The 16,583-nt window shown below is 66.9% G+C and carries 18 protein-coding genes; 4 read left to right on the forward strand and 14 right to left on the reverse strand.

Annotated features, from left to right (window positions below; genetic code table 11):
- Positions 1-122: 122 nt before the first annotated feature.
- From ABV606_RS05935 to ABV606_RS05950, 4 genes are all read right to left on the reverse strand, one after another.
- Positions 123-1,673 carry a dihydrolipoamide acetyltransferase family protein gene (locus ABV606_RS05935; RefSeq protein WP_353988729.1) on the reverse strand — a complete coding sequence of 517 codons (1,551 nt, stop codon included), beginning with the start codon at positions 1,671-1,673 and terminating at the stop codon, positions 123-125.
- 86 nt (positions 1,674-1,759) lie between these two features.
- Positions 1,760-2,719 carry an alpha-ketoacid dehydrogenase subunit beta gene (locus ABV606_RS05940; protein ID WP_353988787.1) on the reverse strand — a complete coding sequence of 320 codons (960 nt, stop codon included), beginning with the start codon at positions 2,717-2,719 and terminating at the stop codon, positions 1,760-1,762.
- Between the two features lie 182 nt (positions 2,720-2,901).
- Positions 2,902-4,017, reverse strand: a complete 1,116-nt coding sequence (locus ABV606_RS05945) for a thiamine pyrophosphate-dependent dehydrogenase E1 component subunit alpha (RefSeq protein ID WP_353988730.1) — start codon at positions 4,015-4,017, stop codon at positions 2,902-2,904.
- A 38-nt stretch (positions 4,018-4,055) separates the two neighbouring features.
- Positions 4,056-5,105 (reverse strand): histidinol-phosphate transaminase, encoded by a 1,050-nt coding sequence (locus ABV606_RS05950; protein ID WP_353988731.1) that lies wholly within the window; start codon positions 5,103-5,105, stop codon positions 4,056-4,058.
- Positions 5,106-5,153: 48 nt separating this feature from the next.
- On the opposite strand from ABV606_RS05950, the gene ABV606_RS05955 reads away from it, so the two are divergent.
- Positions 5,154-5,546, forward strand: a complete 393-nt coding sequence (locus ABV606_RS05955; protein ID WP_353988732.1) for a phage holin family protein — start codon at positions 5,154-5,156, stop codon at positions 5,544-5,546.
- On the opposite strand, the gene ABV606_RS05960 is transcribed toward ABV606_RS05955, so the two are convergent.
- Positions 5,506-6,966 carry a hypothetical protein gene (locus tag ABV606_RS05960; protein WP_353988733.1) on the reverse strand — a complete coding sequence of 487 codons (1,461 nt, stop codon included), beginning with the start codon at positions 6,964-6,966 and terminating at the stop codon, positions 5,506-5,508. The two genes, ABV606_RS05955 and ABV606_RS05960, sit on opposite strands and share 41 nt — an antisense overlap.
- A complete protein-coding gene (locus ABV606_RS05965; RefSeq protein WP_281488861.1) occupies positions 6,956-7,210 on the reverse strand; it encodes a hypothetical protein in 255 nt (84 codons plus the stop codon). Before ABV606_RS05965 ends, ABV606_RS05960 begins: the two co-directional genes overlap by 11 nt.
- 116 nt (positions 7,211-7,326) lie before the next feature.
- Here ABV606_RS05965 and ABV606_RS05970 point away from each other — a divergent pair, with 116 nt between their 5' ends.
- Positions 7,327-7,851 (forward strand): low molecular weight protein-tyrosine-phosphatase, encoded by a 525-nt coding sequence (locus ABV606_RS05970; protein WP_281488862.1) that lies wholly within the window; start codon positions 7,327-7,329, stop codon positions 7,849-7,851.
- Positions 7,848-9,233 carry an adenylosuccinate lyase gene (gene purB, locus ABV606_RS05975; protein WP_353988734.1) on the forward strand — a complete coding sequence of 462 codons (1,386 nt, stop codon included), beginning with the start codon at positions 7,848-7,850 and terminating at the stop codon, positions 9,231-9,233. Before ABV606_RS05970 ends, purB begins: the two co-directional genes overlap by 4 nt.
- A 57-nt stretch (positions 9,234-9,290) precedes the next feature.
- Here purB and ABV606_RS05980 read toward each other — a convergent pair whose 3' ends face one another.
- From ABV606_RS05980 to rpsF, 7 genes are all read right to left on the reverse strand, one after another.
- Positions 9,291-9,455 (reverse strand): hypothetical protein, encoded by a 165-nt coding sequence (locus ABV606_RS05980; protein ID WP_353988735.1) that lies wholly within the window; start codon positions 9,453-9,455, stop codon positions 9,291-9,293.
- Positions 9,456-9,544: 89 nt separating this feature from the next.
- The gene (locus ABV606_RS05985; protein ID WP_281488882.1) at positions 9,545-10,171 is read right to left on the reverse strand and encodes a DUF308 domain-containing protein; all 627 of its coding nucleotides are present in this window, start codon (positions 10,169-10,171) and stop codon (positions 9,545-9,547) included.
- A 110-nt stretch (positions 10,172-10,281) separates the two neighbouring features.
- Positions 10,282-11,664 (reverse strand): replicative DNA helicase, encoded by a 1,383-nt coding sequence (gene dnaB, locus ABV606_RS05990; protein ID WP_281488884.1) that lies wholly within the window; start codon positions 11,662-11,664, stop codon positions 10,282-10,284.
- Positions 11,665-12,239: 575 nt separating this feature from the next.
- A complete protein-coding gene (rplI, locus tag ABV606_RS05995) occupies positions 12,240-12,695 on the reverse strand; it encodes a 50S ribosomal protein L9 (RefSeq protein WP_353988736.1) in 456 nt (151 codons plus the stop codon).
- A 10-nt stretch (positions 12,696-12,705) separates the two neighbouring features.
- Entirely contained in the window at positions 12,706-12,969 is a 264-nt protein-coding gene (gene rpsR, locus ABV606_RS06000) for a 30S ribosomal protein S18 (protein ID WP_281488886.1), read from the reverse strand.
- 49 nt (positions 12,970-13,018) lie between these two features.
- The gene (locus tag ABV606_RS06005; RefSeq protein WP_281488887.1) at positions 13,019-13,507 is read right to left on the reverse strand and encodes a single-stranded DNA-binding protein; all 489 of its coding nucleotides are present in this window, start codon (positions 13,505-13,507) and stop codon (positions 13,019-13,021) included.
- Positions 13,508-13,510: 3 nt separating this feature from the next.
- Complete coding sequence (gene rpsF / locus ABV606_RS06010) at positions 13,511-13,885, reverse strand: 30S ribosomal protein S6 (protein WP_281488888.1); 375 nt, start codon at positions 13,883-13,885, stop codon at positions 13,511-13,513.
- Between the two features lie 146 nt (positions 13,886-14,031).
- Here rpsF and ABV606_RS06015 point away from each other — a divergent pair, with 146 nt between their 5' ends.
- Entirely contained in the window at positions 14,032-15,117 is a 1,086-nt protein-coding gene (locus ABV606_RS06015; protein WP_353988737.1) for an inositol-3-phosphate synthase, read from the forward strand.
- Positions 15,118-15,123: 6 nt separating this feature from the next.
- Here the strand turns inward: ABV606_RS06015 and ABV606_RS06020 are convergent, their stop codons facing one another.
- Positions 15,124-16,542 (reverse strand): CCA tRNA nucleotidyltransferase, encoded by a 1,419-nt coding sequence (locus tag ABV606_RS06020; protein ID WP_281488890.1) that lies wholly within the window; start codon positions 16,540-16,542, stop codon positions 15,124-15,126.
- Between the last annotated feature and the right edge of the window lie 41 nt (positions 16,543-16,583).

Consider the following 16,583-nt stretch of genomic DNA (forward strand, 5'->3'; position numbering starts at 1 on the left):
CCAGCCGGAGACAAGTGCGCCAGTCGCACGTGGCGCATTTGTCGGCTTCGGGCGCAAGCTACACCAACCATGCCGCGTGTCCGGTCCGCGCCCGAGTTACCGGGCGACGCGGGGTTTCCGCGTCAGTCGAGCAGCAGCGCCGGTTCCTCGATCACCGAGGCGACGTCAGCGAGGAAGCGGCTGGCCACATCGCCGTCGACGACGCGGTGGTCGAACGACGCACCGAGCGTCGTGACGAAGCGCGGCCGCACCTCGCCATCGACCACCCATGGCTTCTGCTTGATGGTGCCGAGCGCCACGATGCCGACCTCGCCAGGGTTCAGGATCGGTGTACCGGTGTCCATGCCGAACACACCGATGTTCGTCACCGTGATCGTTCCGCCCGCCATGTCGGCGGGCTGCAGCCGACCCTCGCGCGCGGTGTTCGTCATGTGCTCGAGGGCGACGGCGAGCTCCTTGAGCGAGAGCGCCTGCGCATCCTTGATGTTGGGCACCACCAGACCGCGCGGGGTCGCCGCGGCGAAGCCGAAGTTCACGTAGTGGTGCACGATGATCTCGTCGTCGGTCCACGTCGAGTTGACCGTCGGGTTCCGACGCACGGCCCAGATCATCGCCTTCGCCATGATGAGCATCGGCGAGACCTTGATGCCCGCGAAGTCGGGGGAGCTCTTCAGCCGCTTGACGAACTCCATGGTGCGGGTGGCGTCGACATCGACGAAGAGGCCGACGTGCGGCGCGCTGAACGCGCTCTGCACCATGCTGGTCGCGATCGCCTTGCGCACCCCCTTCACGGGAATGCGCTCTTCGCGGTCGTCCGGCCATTCGGGCGTCTCGATGTTGCGGAACACGCTCGCCTGCTCCGCGTGGCGGATCACGTCTTCGCGCGTGATCTCGCCGAGCAGACCGGTGCCCTCGACCGCCGACAGGTCGACGTCGAGATCCTTGGCGAGCTTTCGGATCGGCGGCTTCGCGAGAACGCCGGCGGTCACGACCGGCAGGGGTCCGACACGGCGGATGCCGTGGTGCGCGCGCGTGGCAGTCGGCGCCGAGCCCGGGGTCGGTGCCGAGCCGGCGGACACCGGCGATGGCATGACCGGTGACGCAGGGGAGGGCGCGGAGACGGCGGATGCCGCGGGCACAGGCGCCGCGGTCGTGGCCTCGCTCACACTGGTCGTTGATGCAGCCGCGGCGTTCGAGGCCGACTGAGCCGCCTGGGCAGGCCGGGCTGATTCACCGGCCGACGCGGCGCCGGCCGCCGGCGCACCCGCTCCAGCAGCGCCACCCTTGCGGCGACGCGACGAGCCGTGTCCGGCTGCCCCGTACCCGACGAGGTTCGCAGGCTCGGCTGGTGTGACTGTTGCAGCCGTGTCCTCGACCAGGGCGGCCTCGGAGTCCCGGGCGTCGCCGGACCCGGCAGGGCCGGCATCCGCGCCTTCTGAAGCGACACGCACGATCACCTTGCCGACCTCGACGGTCTGGCCCTCGTCAGCGAGCAGTTCGACGACGGTGCCGGCGAAGGGCGACGGCAGTTCGACGAGCGACTTGGCCGTCTCGATCTCGACGATCACCTGGTTCACCGCGACGGTATCGCCGGGCTTGACCTTCCACGCGACGATCTCGGCTTCCGTGAGGCCTTCACCGACGTCGGGAAGCGGGAACTCGGAGGTGGCCATGTCGGCTCCTTCGTGGTCGGAGGTCTGGTTGAAGTCTTGCAGAGCGGCTGGTGACGGGCGAGCGGAGGCTGCGGCATCCGCTCTGCTCAGTAGGCGAGCGCCCGGTCGACTGCCTCGAGAATGCGGTCGGCGTCTGGCAGGTAGAGCGATTCGAGCTTCGCGGGAGGAAACGGGGTGTCGAAGCCCGAGACCCGGAGCACCGGGGCTTCGAGCGAGTAGAAGGCCTGCTCGGCGATCGTCGCGGCGACCTCTGAGCCGACGCTCACGTTTCCAGGCGCTTCCTGACAGACGATGAGCCGGCCGGTCTTGCGCACCGACTCGAGCAGCGGGGCGTAGTCGATGGGGGAGAGCGAGCGCAGGTCGACGACTTCGAGGCTCGTGCCCTCTTGCTCGGCGATCTCGGCGGCTTGCAGCATCATCGACACCATCGCGCCGTGGCCGACGAGCGTCGCATCGGCGCCCTCGCGAACCACCTGCGAGCGGTGCATGGGCGCGCTGCGCTCGTCGAAGTCGACAGGGGCCTTCTGCCAATACCGGCTCTTCGGCTCCATGAACACCACGGGGTCATCGCTTGCGATGGCGTCCTGGATCATCCAGTACGCCTCGTTCGGCGTCGCGGGGCTCACCACGCGCAGGCCGGCCGTGTGCGCGAAGTACGCCTCGGGGCTCTCCTGGTGGTGCTCGACCGCGCCGATGTGACCGCCATAGGGGATGCGGATGACGATGGGAAACGACTGGGCGCCGCCGTGCCGGTAGGTCAGCTTCGCCAGCTGGGATGTGATCTGGTCGAAGCCCGGAAACACGAACCCGTCGAACTGAATCTCGCACACCGGGCGGTACCCGCGCATCGCGAGCCCGACCGCGGTGCCGACGATGCCCGACTCGGCGAGCGGAGTGTCGAGCACACGCTTCCCGCCGAAGTCGCGCTTGAGGCCCTCGGTGACGCGGAAGACGCCCCCGAGCGTGCCGATGTCTTCACCCATCATGAGCACGCGGTCGTCGTCGGCCATCGCCCGGTGGAGGCCAAGGTTGATGGCCTTCGACATGGGGAGCTGCTGGATGCCGGTGCGCGGCGAGGCGGCCCCTGATGCGGCAGGACCTGACGCGGCAGGTTGCGAGGAGGCGATGGCCTGGGCCGCGGCCTCTTGCAGACCGGACTCGGCCGCTGCCTGCGCGGAGGTGGCCGGCTCGGCGCCGGTCGACTGCTGAGCTGCGGTGTGCTGGGTGGTCACGCTCCCGCCTCCATCTGCGCCTCGTACTGCTTGAGCCACGCACGCTGAGCCTCGAGCCCGCTGTGCGGCTCGGAGTACACATGGTCGAAGATCGCGTCGAGCTTCGGCGTGCCGAGGCCGAGGGTTCGGCGCCGGGTGTCGGCGGCCAGGTCGGCGGCCTCGCTTCGCACTTCTTCGAAGTACGCGTCGCTCGCGCCGCGGTCGCGGAGGAACGCCTCGTACCGCTGGATGGGGTCGCGGGCGAGCCAGGTGTTGTGCTCGTCGGCCGTGCGGTACTTCGTCGGGTCGTCGGATGTCGTGTGCGCGCCGACGCGATAGGTCACGGCCTCGATGAGCCGGGGGCCGTCGCCGTTCCGGGCCTCATCGAGCGCCAGGAGCGACACGGCGTAGGCAGCCAGCACATCATTGCCGTCGACCTGCGTGCCAGGGATGCCGAACCCGTCGCCGCGCCGGTAGAGCGGTACGCGTGACTGAGTCGACACCGGCACTGAGATCGCCCACTGGTTGTTCTGCACGAAGAAGACCTGAGGGGTCTGGTAGCTCGCAGCAAAGACGAGCGCCTCGCTGACGTCGCCTTGGCTGGTCGCACCATCGCCGAAGTACACGAGCACCGCCGCGTCACGCTCCGGGTCGCCCGTGCCGCACGCGCCGTCGAGTCCGATGCCCATGGCATAGCCGGTGGCGTGCAGCGCCTGTGAGCCGATCACGAGGGTATAGAGGTGGAAGTTCCCGTGGTCGGCAGGGTCCCAGCCTCCATGGCTGAGCCCGCGCATCATCTCGATGATGCGCATGATGTCGACGCCGCGGATGCGGGCGACCACGTGTTCGCGGTACGAGGGGAAGATGTGGTCCTGGGGGCGGGCTGCGAACGCTGATCCGACCTGCGCAGCTTCCTGACCCATGCTCGGTACCCACAGCGCCATCTGGCCTTGTCGTTGCAGATTGGCCGCTTCAACGTCGAAGGCGCGGATCGCCACCATGTGGCGGTGGAAATCTTGGAGACGTTCTTCGCTCAGCGTGTCGATCACCTGGCGGAATCGCTCGTTCTCGGCAGTCTCCACCGGCTTGCCCTCTGGCGACAGCAAGCGGATCGTCGCTTCGGTGTACGGCATGGATTCCAATCTAAGTTCTGCGCCTGCGAAGGGGCAGGTTACGCGACCTCGCCGAGCGCAGTCAGCAGGCGATCGACAGACGCCGGCTCTCCGATCGATACTCGGATGCCGTCAGGGTGGAAGGGGCGGGTGATGAGGCCATGGCGGTCAAGGAGGGCGGCGATCTCCTCGGTCCTGTCGCCCGTCGGCAGCCACACGAAGTTGCCGTGCGGCTGAGGCACATCCCAGCCGAGATCCACGAGTGCCCTCCAGAGATCGTCGCGAAGGCGCGCGATCCTATCGACGCGCTCCAGCAGTTCGCCTTCGTGGTCGAGGCTGGCGATCGCCGCCTGCTCGGCCTGCAGGGTCACCGACAGTGGGATCGCCGTCGAGCGCACCGCGTCGAGCACATAGTCGGGGCCGACGGCATACCCGACGCGCAGCCCCGCCAAGCCGTAGGCCTTGGAGAAGGTGCGCAGCACCACGAGGTTCGGGTAGCGGCGCAGAGAGGCGATGCCGTCGACCACGTCGGGGTCGCGGCAGAACTCGATGTACGCCTCGTCGAGGGCGACGAGCACCGTCGGCGGCACCTTCGCCATGAAGTCGTCGAACTCCGCCTGAGTGACGATCGAGCCGGTCGGGTTGTTGGGGCTGCAGACGAAGACCAACCGGGTGCGCTCGGTGATGGCAGCAGCCATCGCATCGAGGTCATGACGGTGGTCGGGGAGATTTGGAACCTGCACCGAGACAGCACCCGCGACGACGGCCAGCAAGGGGTACGCCTCGAAGCTCCGCCACGAGTACACGACCTCATCGCCGTGCTGCACGGCCGCGGCGAGCAACTGGGCGATGATCGCCACCGACCCCGAGCCGATGTGCACCTCATCGGGGGTGACGCCATAACGATCGGCCAGCCGAGATCGCAACGTGGAGGCGAGCGCGTCCGGATAGCGGTTTAAGGAGTCGAGATCGATCGAGTCGCGCACCGAGGGCAACGGGTCGAAGGGATTCTCGTTCGACGAGAGCTTGAAGCTCGCAGCATCCGCCGGCTTTCCTTGCCGGTAGGGAGGCAGCGACTCGATCTCGGCGCGAAGGCGGACTCTGGTCACCCAGTCAGACTAGTTGCGCTCACATTCCGCAGGCGGCATAGTCGCCGTATGAGCTTCGTGCTGCGAATCGTCATCACCGCCGTTGCGCTCTGGCTGACGACGCTGATCGTCGCCGGTGTGAACGTGGTGCCCTTCGAGCCGGGCGGCACGCTCGAGATCGTGCTCACCTTCCTGCTGGTCGCGGTGATCTTCGGAATCGTCAACGCGGTGGTCGGCACCGCGATCAGAATCGTCGCGTTCCCGCTCTACGTGCTGACGCTCGGCCTCGTCGCACTCATCGTGAACGGGCTGCTGCTGCTGATCGTCGCGTGGATCAGCGGGCTGATCGGGTTCGGGCTCTTCGTCGACGGCTTCTGGTGGGGCGTGCTCGGCGCGCTGGTGCTCGGAGTGCTCAGCTGGCTCATCGGGCTTGTACTGCGCCCGCTCGGGCGCCGGCGATGACGCTGCGGTCAACGCGCCACGACGTAGCCTGACCCTCGGCTGCCGGCCGTGCGGCGTCGATGCCGGCCAGTCTCGTTTCGATATCAGGATGCCGCGAGCGGTCAGCCATCGCAGCGGTCTCGGCGTAGAGCTCGAGGCTGTGCGCGGGAAGCAGCGAACGGTCATCGGCCGGGATGCCGTCGACAAGCGGGTCGCGCATGAGGCGCAGCGTGTGCTCGCCGCTGGCATCGCCACCCAGCGCCGGAACGACGTCGGTCGTGTGATCCAGCCGCACGCGGTTCACGGTGTCGGGCACGGGCACTTGCCCGCTGGGGCCGCCCACCTCGATCAGCGCCTCGACGTTGTGCGCGCCCGAGGTCGCCAGCAGCGCGCCGACGAGCGCCCCCTGCGAGTAGCCGGTGACGACGATCGGGTCGGCGGCGGTCGCCCCCGCCCTGGCGAGCGCTTCTTCCACGCCGCGCAAGGATGCCGGCGATCCGGCCGCCAATGCGTGCACGTTGCTCGTCATATCCCATGCCTCGCGTCCCGCTTCCGGTGAGCCGTCGATCGTTCCGCCGATGTAGACCTCATAGCGGGTCTGCCCGTCATGGCAGTCGTAGCGCTCGACCCGTACTTGCTCACGGCCACCGCTCGGAATGCGCGCGACCCGCTCCTCGAGACCCTTCGGAGGGGCGACGGTCTCGGCCGCTGTGCGCCGCACCTGCACCGGGGTCTCGCGAAGCCAATCGGTCCGCTGTGCGATCGCGGTGATGAGCGCGGCGGTAGAGGCGACGCCGGTGATCCCGATGCCCTGGTCGCCGAGTGCGGCGATCACAGCGGGAGGCACTCCGAGCAGTCCGGCCGCAGCATCGTCGCTCGCCATGACGGTGGCACGCACCGCCTCGACGAAGAAGACCGAGTTGATGAGGTCGCGCCGCTCGGCGAGGGTCTGCGCCATCCGGTCTGGCGCGAGCGCGCTCAGCCAAGCGACGGCGATGGCAGGCGGCAGCAGCACTCTGGCCAGCAGGATGCCGAGGAGGGGCGCGATCGCACCGAGCGTCGCGGTGACCGCGCCCTGCACGAGCCGCAGCATCCTGTGGTTCCCCGACTCGGCTGCCGAGTACACCGCTGTGACCGTGCGAAGCCGTTCGACGAGTTCGTCCGACTGCTCGCTGCAACGCCGCACAGCGTGTGAAGCTGCGTCGAGTTCGACGTACGCCCGGCCGGCATCAGCCGGAGGCGTCGCCCGTGAGACGACGTCGATGTCGTACTGCGCCAGCATCCGCCCCTCGACCATCGAAAGTCCGCTTCTCGCGGCGGTGACTCCGAGCGCGGCTCGGCGGGTCGTGGCGGCGAGCGAAGCCAAGGCATCCCGGTGCAGTGCAATGGCCTCGGGAGTCACGCGGAGCGCGCCCACCCGCACGCTGAGGTCACCAGCCATGGGTGTCCAGGCCGTCGACGACTCGCCAGAGCTGAGCTTCAGCGGTCACCAGCGCGTCACGGGCGGCGTTGAGCTGCGCCATCAGCGACCCATGGGCGGCCTCATACGCGCCTCGGGCGACGCCGAACCAATCGGCTTCCTCGGGCAGGCGCGCGGCCGACGCGGCCTGCAGCAGGTCGCGCTCGAGTTCCTTGAGCGCTCGCGCATGGTCGCGCAGCGCCTCGGCCACGTCAGAGGTGCTCATGCGGTCAGAGCGTGCCGTCCCGACACCGCGACATCCCGCGACCGAGGCTGCCCGGTTCACACCGTCGCGAGGATCGACAGGTGTGGAGGACCACCCGCATCCGCAACAATGAGCGCATGAGTTTCGGAAGAGCGTTCGACGAGTCGGCGTTGTTCCGCATCTGCTTCGTGTGCACCGGGAACATCTGCCGTTCACCGATGGCCGAGGTGCTGTTCAAAGACCTGGTCGAGCGGAGCGGTTACGGCCACGCGGTCTCGATCATGTCGGCGGGAACCGGCGAGTGGCATGTGGGCGAGCAGTCGGACGCGCGCACCTTGGCCGCGCTCGCCAGCAAAGGCCACGATGGGTCGAAGCACCGGGCGCGGCAGTTCGACCCAGATTGGTTCAATAGTCTGGATCTCGTCGTCGCCTTCGACCGAAGTCAGGAACGCATCTTGAAGTCGTGGGCGAGAACCGACCAGGACCGCGCGAAAGTGCACTTGCTGCTGAGCTTCGACAAGGAGCAGGCCCCGCTGATCGACGTACCGGACCCGTACTACTCGGATGCCGCGTACTTCAGCACCGTGCTGAACATGATCGAACGGGCGGGGCGGGCACTGTTCACGCAAATCGAACCAGGAATCCGATGGGGAGCACGATGAGCCCGATGCCAGCACAGCCGATCAGCCCGCTCGACGGGCGGTACCGGGCCGCGGTATCACCCGTCGGCGATCACCTCTCGGAAGCCGGGCTCAATCGTGCCCGCGTGCACATCGAGGTCGAGTGGCTGATCTTCCAGACCGAGCTCGGACTGTTCGGCACCGAGGCGCTGAGCGGTGAGCAGCAGCGCGCCCTGCGCGCGTTCGCGAGCGACTTCGGGCAGCCCGAGATCGACCGCCTCGCCGAGATCGAGGCCACCACACGGCACGACGTGAAGGCCGTCGAGTACCTCGTGCGCGAGCAGCTCGACCGGCTCGGCCTGAACCGCGTGGCCGAGCTGACCCATTTCGCGTGCACGAGTGAGGACATCAACAACCTCTCCTACGCGCTGACCGTGCGAGCCGCGGTGCGCGAGGTGTGGCTGCCCGCGTTCGACCATGTGATCGCGAAGCTTCGCGCCTGGGCTGAGGAGCACCGTGCGGCTCCGATGCTCTCGCACACCCACGGCCAGCCGGCGACGCCGACCACGGTCGGCAAGGAGTTCGCGGTCATGGCGTTCCGCCTCGACCGCATCCGTCGTCAGATCGAGGCGACCGAGTACCTGGGCAAGTTCAGCGGCGCGACCGGAACCTTCTCTGCGCATCTCGTCGCCGACCCTGAGCGCGACTGGCCGCAGCTCTCGCGCGATTTCGTGACCGGGCTGGGTCTCACGTGGAACCCGCTGACCACTCAGATCGAGTCGCACGACTGGCAGGCAGAGCTGTACGCGCGCATCAGTCACGCGAACCGGGTGCTGCACAACATTTGCACGGATGTCTGGACCTACATCTCCATGGGCTACTTCAAGCAGGTGCCTCAGGCCGGCGCCACAGGCTCGTCGACCATGCCGCACAAGGTGAACCCGATCCGCTTCGAGAATGCCGAGGCGAATCTCGAGCTCTCGAGCGCGCTCTTCGACTCGCTCGCGGCAACACTCGTCACCAGCCGGCTGCAGCGCGACCTCACCGATTCGTCGTCGCAGCGCAATATCGGTGTCGCGCTGGGCCACTCGCTGCTCGCGCTCGACAACATCAGCCGCGGTCTAGGCGAGATCGCCCTCGACGAGACGAAGCTCGCGGCCGACCTCGACGCCAACTGGGAAGTGCTCGGCGAGGCGATTCAGACTGTGATTCGCGCCGAGGTCGCCGCCGGTCGCAGCACCATCGAAGACCCGTATGCCCTGCTCAAGGAGCTCACCCGCGGTCGGCGCGTGGGGCAGGCCGAGCTCGTCGAGTTCGTGAACGGCCTCGACATCGGCGACGAGGCGAAGGCCCGGCTCGCGGCCCTCACGCCCGCTGACTACGTGGGCGTGGCGGCATCCCTGGTCGACCAGCTGGAGGCCTGATACCGGCCTCTCAGAGGCAAGAGCAGTCGGCAGGGGCGCGGCTGGCGCCCTGCTGACTCAGTCGTTGGGAGGCGTTGTGCCGTCGCCCGGCTCACCGGTCCATTCGCCGTCCATCTTCTGGTTCGGCTTGACGGCCAACAGCAGCATGGCGACGGTCACGAGGATCGCGATGAAGGCGATCCCGAAGAAGATCACGCCGAGCAGCACGTCGCGAGTGGTCATCCAGACGACGAGACCCACGAAGACTGCGAGAAGCCCAGAGAAGCCAATCAGTTCGACTGGACGCATGCGCTCTTTCCTGTCCGGTTTCCTCATGCGCTTGGCGCCTCCTTCACTGTCGACTCCTCAGACCGCGGAGCCTGCTTCACCGGGAACGCCGCGATGAGTTGAAACACTCCGGCAACCGCCGCGTACGCGCCGAACACTCCGACGGCGACGACCGGCGCGGTCAACACGCCACTCACGCCTTCGGTGCCCTGGAAGTGCTGGTCGAGGTCGGGCGGCAGCAGCACCATGACGATCGCGAGGAGCGCCGTCAGCCCGCCGATCAGCAGTCGATCGCGGGCGATCGGATCGCGCCCCCTCGCGCGCATCCACAGATACAGCTCGGCGAACCCGGTGATCGCAGCCCACACGGCAACGGTGAAGAGGAACATCGGCAAGCCTGCGCCTGTGAGCGCGAGGGCGGCAACGCCCGCTGCTGCACCGACCGCCGCCATGATGGCGAGGATGGTGCGCTCAACGGATGCCGTGCCACGCAGTTCGATCACGAGAGCAAGCGCTGTGAGCACCGCGAACCCACCGAACACCAGCAGCCCGACCCGGGAGGAGTGGTCCTGCGAGAACGTGATGATCAAGGCCGCGATGACAGCGACAAGTCCGCGCAACAGCGGGCCGATGGTGCGGGCCCTCGGTGCGACACCTGCTGAGCCTGGCACGCGCAACCTTTCTGGAGGATTCGGGATGCCGTCAAGTCTAGACGCGCCGCCTGACCACAAGCCTTCAGCCGAACGATGCCCGGGGCTCAACCGACCAGGCGCGACAAACGTCAGACGTTCGGCATGTCGGCGAAGCGCGAGAAGTGGCCCTGGAAGGCGACGGTGACGGTGTCGGTGGGGCCGTTGCGGTGCTTCGCGACGATGAGGTCGGCTTCACCCGCGCGGGGGTTCTCTTTCTCATACGCGGCCTCGCGGTGCAGCAGGATCACCATGTCGGCATCCTGCTCGATCGATCCCGACTCTCGCAGGTCGGCGATCTGGGGCTTCTTGTCGGCTCGCTGCTCGGGTCCACGGTTGAGCTGCGACAGCGCGATCACCGGCACCTGCAGCTCTTTGGCCATGAGCTTCAGCGCACGTGAGAACTCAGACACTTCCTGCTGGCGCGACTCGACGCGCTTGCCCGAGGTCATGAGCTGCAGGTAGTCGATGACGACCATCTTGAGGCCGAACTTCTGCTTCAGTCGCCGGCACTTCGCGCGGATCTCGACGAGCGTCATGTTGGGGCTGTCATCGATGAACAGGGGCGCATCGTTGATGCGGCCGCGCACCGACGCGATGGTCGTCCAGTCGCGGGTGTCGACCGTTCCCTTGCGCATGTTCTGCAGCGGCACGGCTGCCTCGGCCGAGAGGAGCCGCATCGCGATCTCACTGCGCCCCATCTCAAGAGAGAAGAAGATGGCGGGCATGTTGTGCTTGATGGCGGCCGATCGGGCGAAGTCAAGCGCCAGCGTTGACTTTCCGAGGGCGGGTCGTGCCGCGACGATGATCATCTGACCCGGGTGGAAGCCATTGGTGAGGTTGTCGAGCCCGGAGAAGCCGGTCGGTACGCCGGTCATCGATCCGTCACGGCCCTGGGCCGCCTCGATCTCGTCGATCGCAACCGTCACAGCCTCGGTGAGCGGCACGTAGTCTTCGGCTTCGACCCCACCGGCGACGTTGTAGATCTCGGCTTGAGCGTTGTTGACGAGGTCGGCCACCTCGCCCTCGCTGGCGTACCCCATCTGCACGATTCGGGTGCCCGCCTCGACCAGGCGGCGCAGCACTGCCTTCTCGGCGACGATGGATGCGTAGAACCCGGCGTTGGCGGCGGTCGGCACCAGGCTGGTGAGCGTGTGCAGGTATTCGGCGCCACCGGCTCGGCTGAGCAGTCCGGTCTTGGTCAACTCGTCGGTGACGGCGATGACGTCGGTCGGCTCACCGTGCGAGTACAGGGTCAGGATCGCGTCGAAGATCAACTCGTGCTTCGGCATGTAGAAATCGACGGCGCGAACGGTCTCGATCACATCGGCGACGGCATCCTTGCTCAGCAGCATGCCGCCGATGGCGCTCTGCTCAGCGAGCAGGTCGTGCGGGGGAGTGCGCTCAGCCCGGTACTGCTCGCGGTGCTCGCCGGTCGAAGGCTCGCCCGCCAATCCGAGATGTGCGATCGACATGCTTCCCCTTCCGCGTCATCCGACCGTGCCGTGCATTGCGACAGCACCGTTCATAGCGGTTGCCGCCGACATCGCGATCCCGGACCCCGATCGGATTGGGCGCCGCAACCTGAGAGGCAGCCGATGCGCACACTCGATTGCTCACCCTAGAAACCGGAGAGCCATCTACTCAACCCTGCCTGTGGATAACTATGTGGAGACTCGCCGCGAGACTCGGGGACAACTCTGTGCCGTCTGTTGATAACTCTGTGGAGCACACTTCGCATCTCGCAGCTACACCGGGGCTGACCAGGCATTTTGTTTCGCACAGCATGTGTGAACAAGATTGTTTAGAGTCTTGGTTGAGGGTTTGAAAGTGTGAGCATCGCCTGTGTAGAAATCTCGGAAGAACGCTTGACACAGGCGTCCCCGAAACGCTATTGGCCATACGTCGTTCCGTGCGGGGTTCGCAAGTCACCACGCTGTAACCATCCTGTGAAAGCCCTCGGGGCCGACGGGTCGGCTCCGAGGTCCGAAATGACGAACGGCGGCGGCTCCCGAAGGAACCGCCGCCGTCAGGGGCGTACGAAACGCGCCTACTTCTTCGCCGCGACCACCTGCAGCGAGATCGTCGCCACGACGTCCTCGCGAAGGTTCACGATCGCCTCGTGATCGCCCACCGTCTTGATCGGGGTGGGGATCTGCACCTTGCGCTTGTCGATGGAACCGATGCCCTCGGCCTCCACGGCAGCAGCGATGTCAGCGGTCTTCACCGAACCGAAGAGGCGGCCCTCAGCGCCGGCCTTGACGGTCAGGCGCACACGCTTGGCCTCGATCTTGGCCTTGAGGTCGTTGACCTCTTCGATCGTGGCGAGCTCGCGCGCCGCGCGGGCAGCCTTGATCGACTCGACCTGCTTCTCGCCACCACGGGTCCACGCAACCGCGAAGCCCTGGGGGATGAGGTAGTTGCGGGCGTACCCGTTCTTGACCTCGACGACATCGCCGGGGGTGCCGAGACCGGTCACCTCGTGCGTCAGAATCAGCTTCGACATGTCGTACTCCTTAGCGGCCCGAGCCCGAGTACGGCAGCAGAGCCATCTCGCGCGCGTTCTTCACTGCGCGGGCGATGAGGCGCTGCTCCTGCACGGAGACACCGGTGATACGGCGAGCGCGGATCTTCCCACGCTCTGAGATGAACTTGCGGAGGGTGGCGACATCCTTGTAGTCGATGACGCCGACGCGGATCGACTTCGCCGGAGCGGCGTTCTTCCCGCCCTTGGCTCCGCGGCCGCCCTTGCGGCGATCGCCGCTGCTCTTTCCAGCCATTGATTGCTTCCTTTAATGAATCTCGATCGTTCCGACGGCAGCAGGCCGATCAGAACGGAACATCGTCGTTGTAGCCGCCGCCGGGCGTGTTCCACACGTCGCCGCCGGAAGAGGCGGGCGCGCTCGGCGCCCATGCGTCCTCGGTGACCTGCGAGCGGTTGCCGCCGCCACCACCGGAGGTGCGCGTCACCTGTGCCGTGGCGTAACGCAGCGACGGGCCGATCTCGTCGATCTCGAGCTCGATCGTCGTGCGCTTCTCGCCCTCACGGGTCTCGTAGGAACGCTGACGAAGCCGCCCCTGCGCGATGACTCGCATGCCCTTGGTGAGCGATCCCGCCACGTGCTCGGCGAATTCACGCCAGACGCTCGCACGCAGGAAGAGGGCTTCGCCGTCTTTCCACTCGTTCGCCTGACGGTCGAACGTGCGCGGCGTCGAGGCGATGGTGAAGTTCGCCACCGCGAGGCCCGACTGCGTGTACCGCAGCTCAGGGTCGGCAGTGAGGTTGCCGACCACCGTGATGACGGTCTCCCCGGCCATCGGCTACTCGGCCTTCGCCTTCGCCGAAGTCGCCTTGCGGGCGGCCTTCTCATCGGCGAGCTTCGCAGCGGCCGCGACGCGCGCGATCGCTTCCTCGGCGCGGAGCACCTTGGTGCGCATGACGGCTTCGCTCAGCTTGAGCTGACGGTCGAGCTCGACCACCGACTCGCTGCTGGCGGTCATGTTGACGACGGCGTAGATGCCTTCGCTCTTCTTGTTGATCTCGTAGGCGAGACGGCGACGGCCCCAGATGTCGACGTTGTCGATCGTTCCACCGTCATTGCGAATGACGTTGAGGAACTTGTCTAGGCTGGGAGCCACGGTGCGCTCATCGATCTCTGGATCGAGGATCACCATGAGTTCGTACTGATGCGTCACTAACCCACCTCCTCTGGACTCAGCGGCTGCAGTCGTTCTGCAGCAGGAGGGTTGTGCATCTTGCGTCTTGCGGCATCGGGCCGCAGACAACCTGCCTAGTGTAGTCAGGTTCCACCTGTGCTTTCAAGGAGTGTGCTCAGAGCGTCATGCCCATCAACGTCGCGATCGTCGGTGTCGGAAACTGTGCCAGTTCGCTCGTCCAGGGCGTCTCGTTCTATGCGGATGCCGCAGACGACGAAGTCATCCCGGGGCTCATGCACACGCGGTTCGGCCAGTACTCGATTCGCGACATCCGGTTCAGCGCGGCGTTCGATGTCGATGCCGGCAAGGTCGGACTCGACCTCGCAGACGCGATCCTGGCTCGCCCCAACAACACGCTCCGCTTCTCGGCGGTCGCGCCGACTGGGGTGACCGTGCAGCGCGGTCCGACGCTCGACGGGCTCGGCCACTACTACCGCGACGCCGTCCTCGAGTCGGATGCTGAGCCGGTCGACGTGGCGCAGGCCCTGCGCGACAGCGGCACCGACGTGCTCGTGTGCTACCTCCCCGTCGGATCGGAGGAAGCGGCGAAGTTCTACGCTCAAGCAGCGATCGACGCCGGGGTGGCGTTTGTGAACGCCCTCCCCGTCTTCATCGCGAGCGACCCTGTCTGGGCGCAGAAGTTCACCGACGCCGGGGTTCCGATCGTCGGCGACGACATCAAGAGCCAGCTCGGCGCCACCATCACTCACCGGGTGCTCGCACGGCTGTTCCAGGAGCGGGGCATCGTGCTCGACCGCACCTACCAGTTGAACGTCGGCGGCAACATGGACTTCAAGAACATGCTCGAGCGCGAGCGACTCGAGTCGAAGAAGGTCTCGAAGACGCGCGCGGTGACGAGCAACATCGACGTCGACCTTCCGGCTGACGATGTGCACATCGGGCCCAGCGACCACGTGCCGTGGCTCGAAGACCGCAAGTTCGCCTATGTGCGGCTGGAGGGCCACGGCTTCGGCAATGCGCCGACGAGCCTCGAGTACAAGCTCGAGGTGTGGGACTCACCGAACTCAGCCGGCGTCGTCATCGACGCGGTGCGCGCGGCGAAGCTGGCTCTCGACCGCGGCGTGGGCGGACCAGTGGAGGCGGCATCCGCATACTTCATGAAGTCGCCGCCCGTGCAGCACCCGGACCACATCGCGCGTGAGCTGCTCGAGCACTTCATCGACGAAGCGAAGGATGCCGTCGGGCAGTAGTCACGGCTAGCGGTGTCGCCACCACTCGACCAGGCGGCGCTCGACCTCCTCGCGACCGAGCTCGCCCTCGTCGAGGCGCAGGTCGAGCAGGAACCGGTACGCCTCGCCCACCTGCGGTCCGGGCTTCAACTCGAGCAACTGCATGATCTGCTGCCCGTCGAGCTCGGGTCGGATCGAGGCGAGCTCCTCGGCTTCCGAGAGCTCCTCGATGCGGCGCTCGAGATCGTCATAGGCAGTGCGCAGCCTGGCCGCCTTGCGCTTGTTGCGGGTCGTGACGTCGGCGCGCGTGAGGATGTGGAGGCGCTCGAGCAGATCACCGGCATCCCGCACATAACGTCGAACAGCCGAGTCGGTCCAGGCGCCCTCCGAATACCCGAAGAACCGCAGGTGCAGCTCGACCAGCCGTGACACTGCGCTGATCGTCTCCTTGTCGAAGCGCAGCGCGTGCAGGCGCTTCGCCGTCAGCTTCGACCCGACCACGTCGTGGTGGTGGAAGCTGACTGCGCCGGAGGCGTCGATGCGGCGAGTCTTGGGCTTTCCCACGTCGTGCAGCAGCGCCGCGAGGCGTAGCACGAGGTCAGGCTCGTGTCCTCGAGCGGCCTCGAGGTCGATGGCCTGTGCGAGCACCGTGAGGCTGTGCTCGTAGACATCTTTGTGATGCGCGTGCTCGTCGATCTCGAGGCGCAAGGCGGGAACCTCGGGGAGCACGTGGGCCGCAAGGCCCGAGTCGACCAGCAGCCGGATGCCCTTTCCGGGCTCTTCCGTCAGCATCAGCTTGGTCAACTCGTCTGAGACGCGCTCGGCGCTCACCATGTCGATGCGCTCGGCCATGGCACGCATCGCCTCGAAGGTGGCGTCGTCGATATCGAAGCCCAGCTGCGCCGCGAACCGAGCCGCACGCATCATGCGGAGCGGGTCATCGCCGAACGACACCTCCGGCTGCGAGGGCGTGCGCAACGACTGTGCGAGCAGGTCTTCGATGCCGCCCGCGGGGTCGACGAGCACCCGCTGCGGAAGACGCAACGCCATGGCGTTCACCGAGAAGTCGCGGCGAGTGAGGTCGCCTTCGAGATCGGTGCCGAACTGCACCTCGGGCTTGCGGGTGAGTCCGTCATACGCGTCACTGCGGTACGTGGTGATCTCGACCGTCTCGCCAAGGATCCGCGCGCCGATCGTGCCGAACTGGCGGCCGATGTCCCAGTGAGCGTCGGCGATCGGCTTGACGATGCGGAGGATCTCGTCGGGCGTCGCGTCGGTGGTGAAGTCGAGGTCTTTGACCGGCCGCCCGAGAAACGCGTCGCGCACCGGTCCGCCGACGAGGGAGAGCTCGAAGCCGGCTGCCTCGAACTCGGCCGACAGCCTCGATATCGGTGGGGATGCCGTGAGTTCGTGCAACCGGCTGATCGCTGCAGCGGCGCTCTCCATAGCCCTTGAGTCTAGACTTCTCACCATGTCGGCCGAGCCTG

This window comes from Ruicaihuangia caeni (genome assembly GCF_040536845.1).
Taxonomy (GTDB): domain Bacteria; phylum Actinomycetota; class Actinomycetes; order Actinomycetales; family Microbacteriaceae; genus Ruicaihuangia; species Ruicaihuangia caeni.

Coding starts and splice junctions, on each gene's coding strand:
- rplI (WP_353988736.1), bottom strand. CDS start 12,695: ATGTCGAAGCTGATTCTGACGCACGAGGTGACCGGTCTCGGCACCCCC.
- ABV606_RS05940 (WP_353988787.1), bottom strand. CDS start 2,719: ATGTCGAAGGCCATCAACCTTGGCCTCCACCGGGCGATGGCCGACGAC.
- ABV606_RS05965 (WP_281488861.1), bottom strand. CDS start 7,210: ATGAGCACCTCTGACGTGGCCGAGGCGCTGCGCGACCATGCGCGAGCG.
- ABV606_RS05970 (WP_281488862.1), top strand. CDS start 7,327: ATGAGTTTCGGAAGAGCGTTCGACGAGTCGGCGTTGTTCCGCATCTGC.
- ABV606_RS06020 (WP_281488890.1), bottom strand. CDS start 16,542: ATGGAGAGCGCCGCTGCAGCGATCAGCCGGTTGCACGAACTCACGGCA.
- ABV606_RS05945 (WP_353988730.1), bottom strand. CDS start 4,017: ATGCCGTACACCGAAGCGACGATCCGCTTGCTGTCGCCAGAGGGCAAG.
- ABV606_RS06005 (WP_281488887.1), bottom strand. CDS start 13,507: ATGGCCGGGGAGACCGTCATCACGGTGGTCGGCAACCTCACTGCCGAC.
- rpsR (WP_281488886.1), bottom strand. CDS start 12,969: ATGGCTGGAAAGAGCAGCGGCGATCGCCGCAAGGGCGGCCGCGGAGCC.
- ABV606_RS06015 (WP_353988737.1), top strand. CDS start 14,032: ATGCCCATCAACGTCGCGATCGTCGGTGTCGGAAACTGTGCCAGTTCG.
- ABV606_RS05960 (WP_353988733.1), bottom strand. CDS start 6,966: ATGGCTGGTGACCTCAGCGTGCGGGTGGGCGCGCTCCGCGTGACTCCC.
- ABV606_RS05980 (WP_353988735.1), bottom strand. CDS start 9,455: ATGACCACTCGCGACGTGCTGCTCGGCGTGATCTTCTTCGGGATCGCC.
- ABV606_RS05955 (WP_353988732.1), top strand. CDS start 5,154: ATGAGCTTCGTGCTGCGAATCGTCATCACCGCCGTTGCGCTCTGGCTG.
- ABV606_RS05935 (WP_353988729.1), bottom strand. CDS start 1,673: ATGGCCACCTCCGAGTTCCCGCTTCCCGACGTCGGTGAAGGCCTCACG.
- dnaB (WP_281488884.1), bottom strand. CDS start 11,664: ATGTCGATCGCACATCTCGGATTGGCGGGCGAGCCTTCGACCGGCGAG.
- purB (WP_353988734.1), top strand. CDS start 7,848: ATGAGCCCGATGCCAGCACAGCCGATCAGCCCGCTCGACGGGCGGTAC.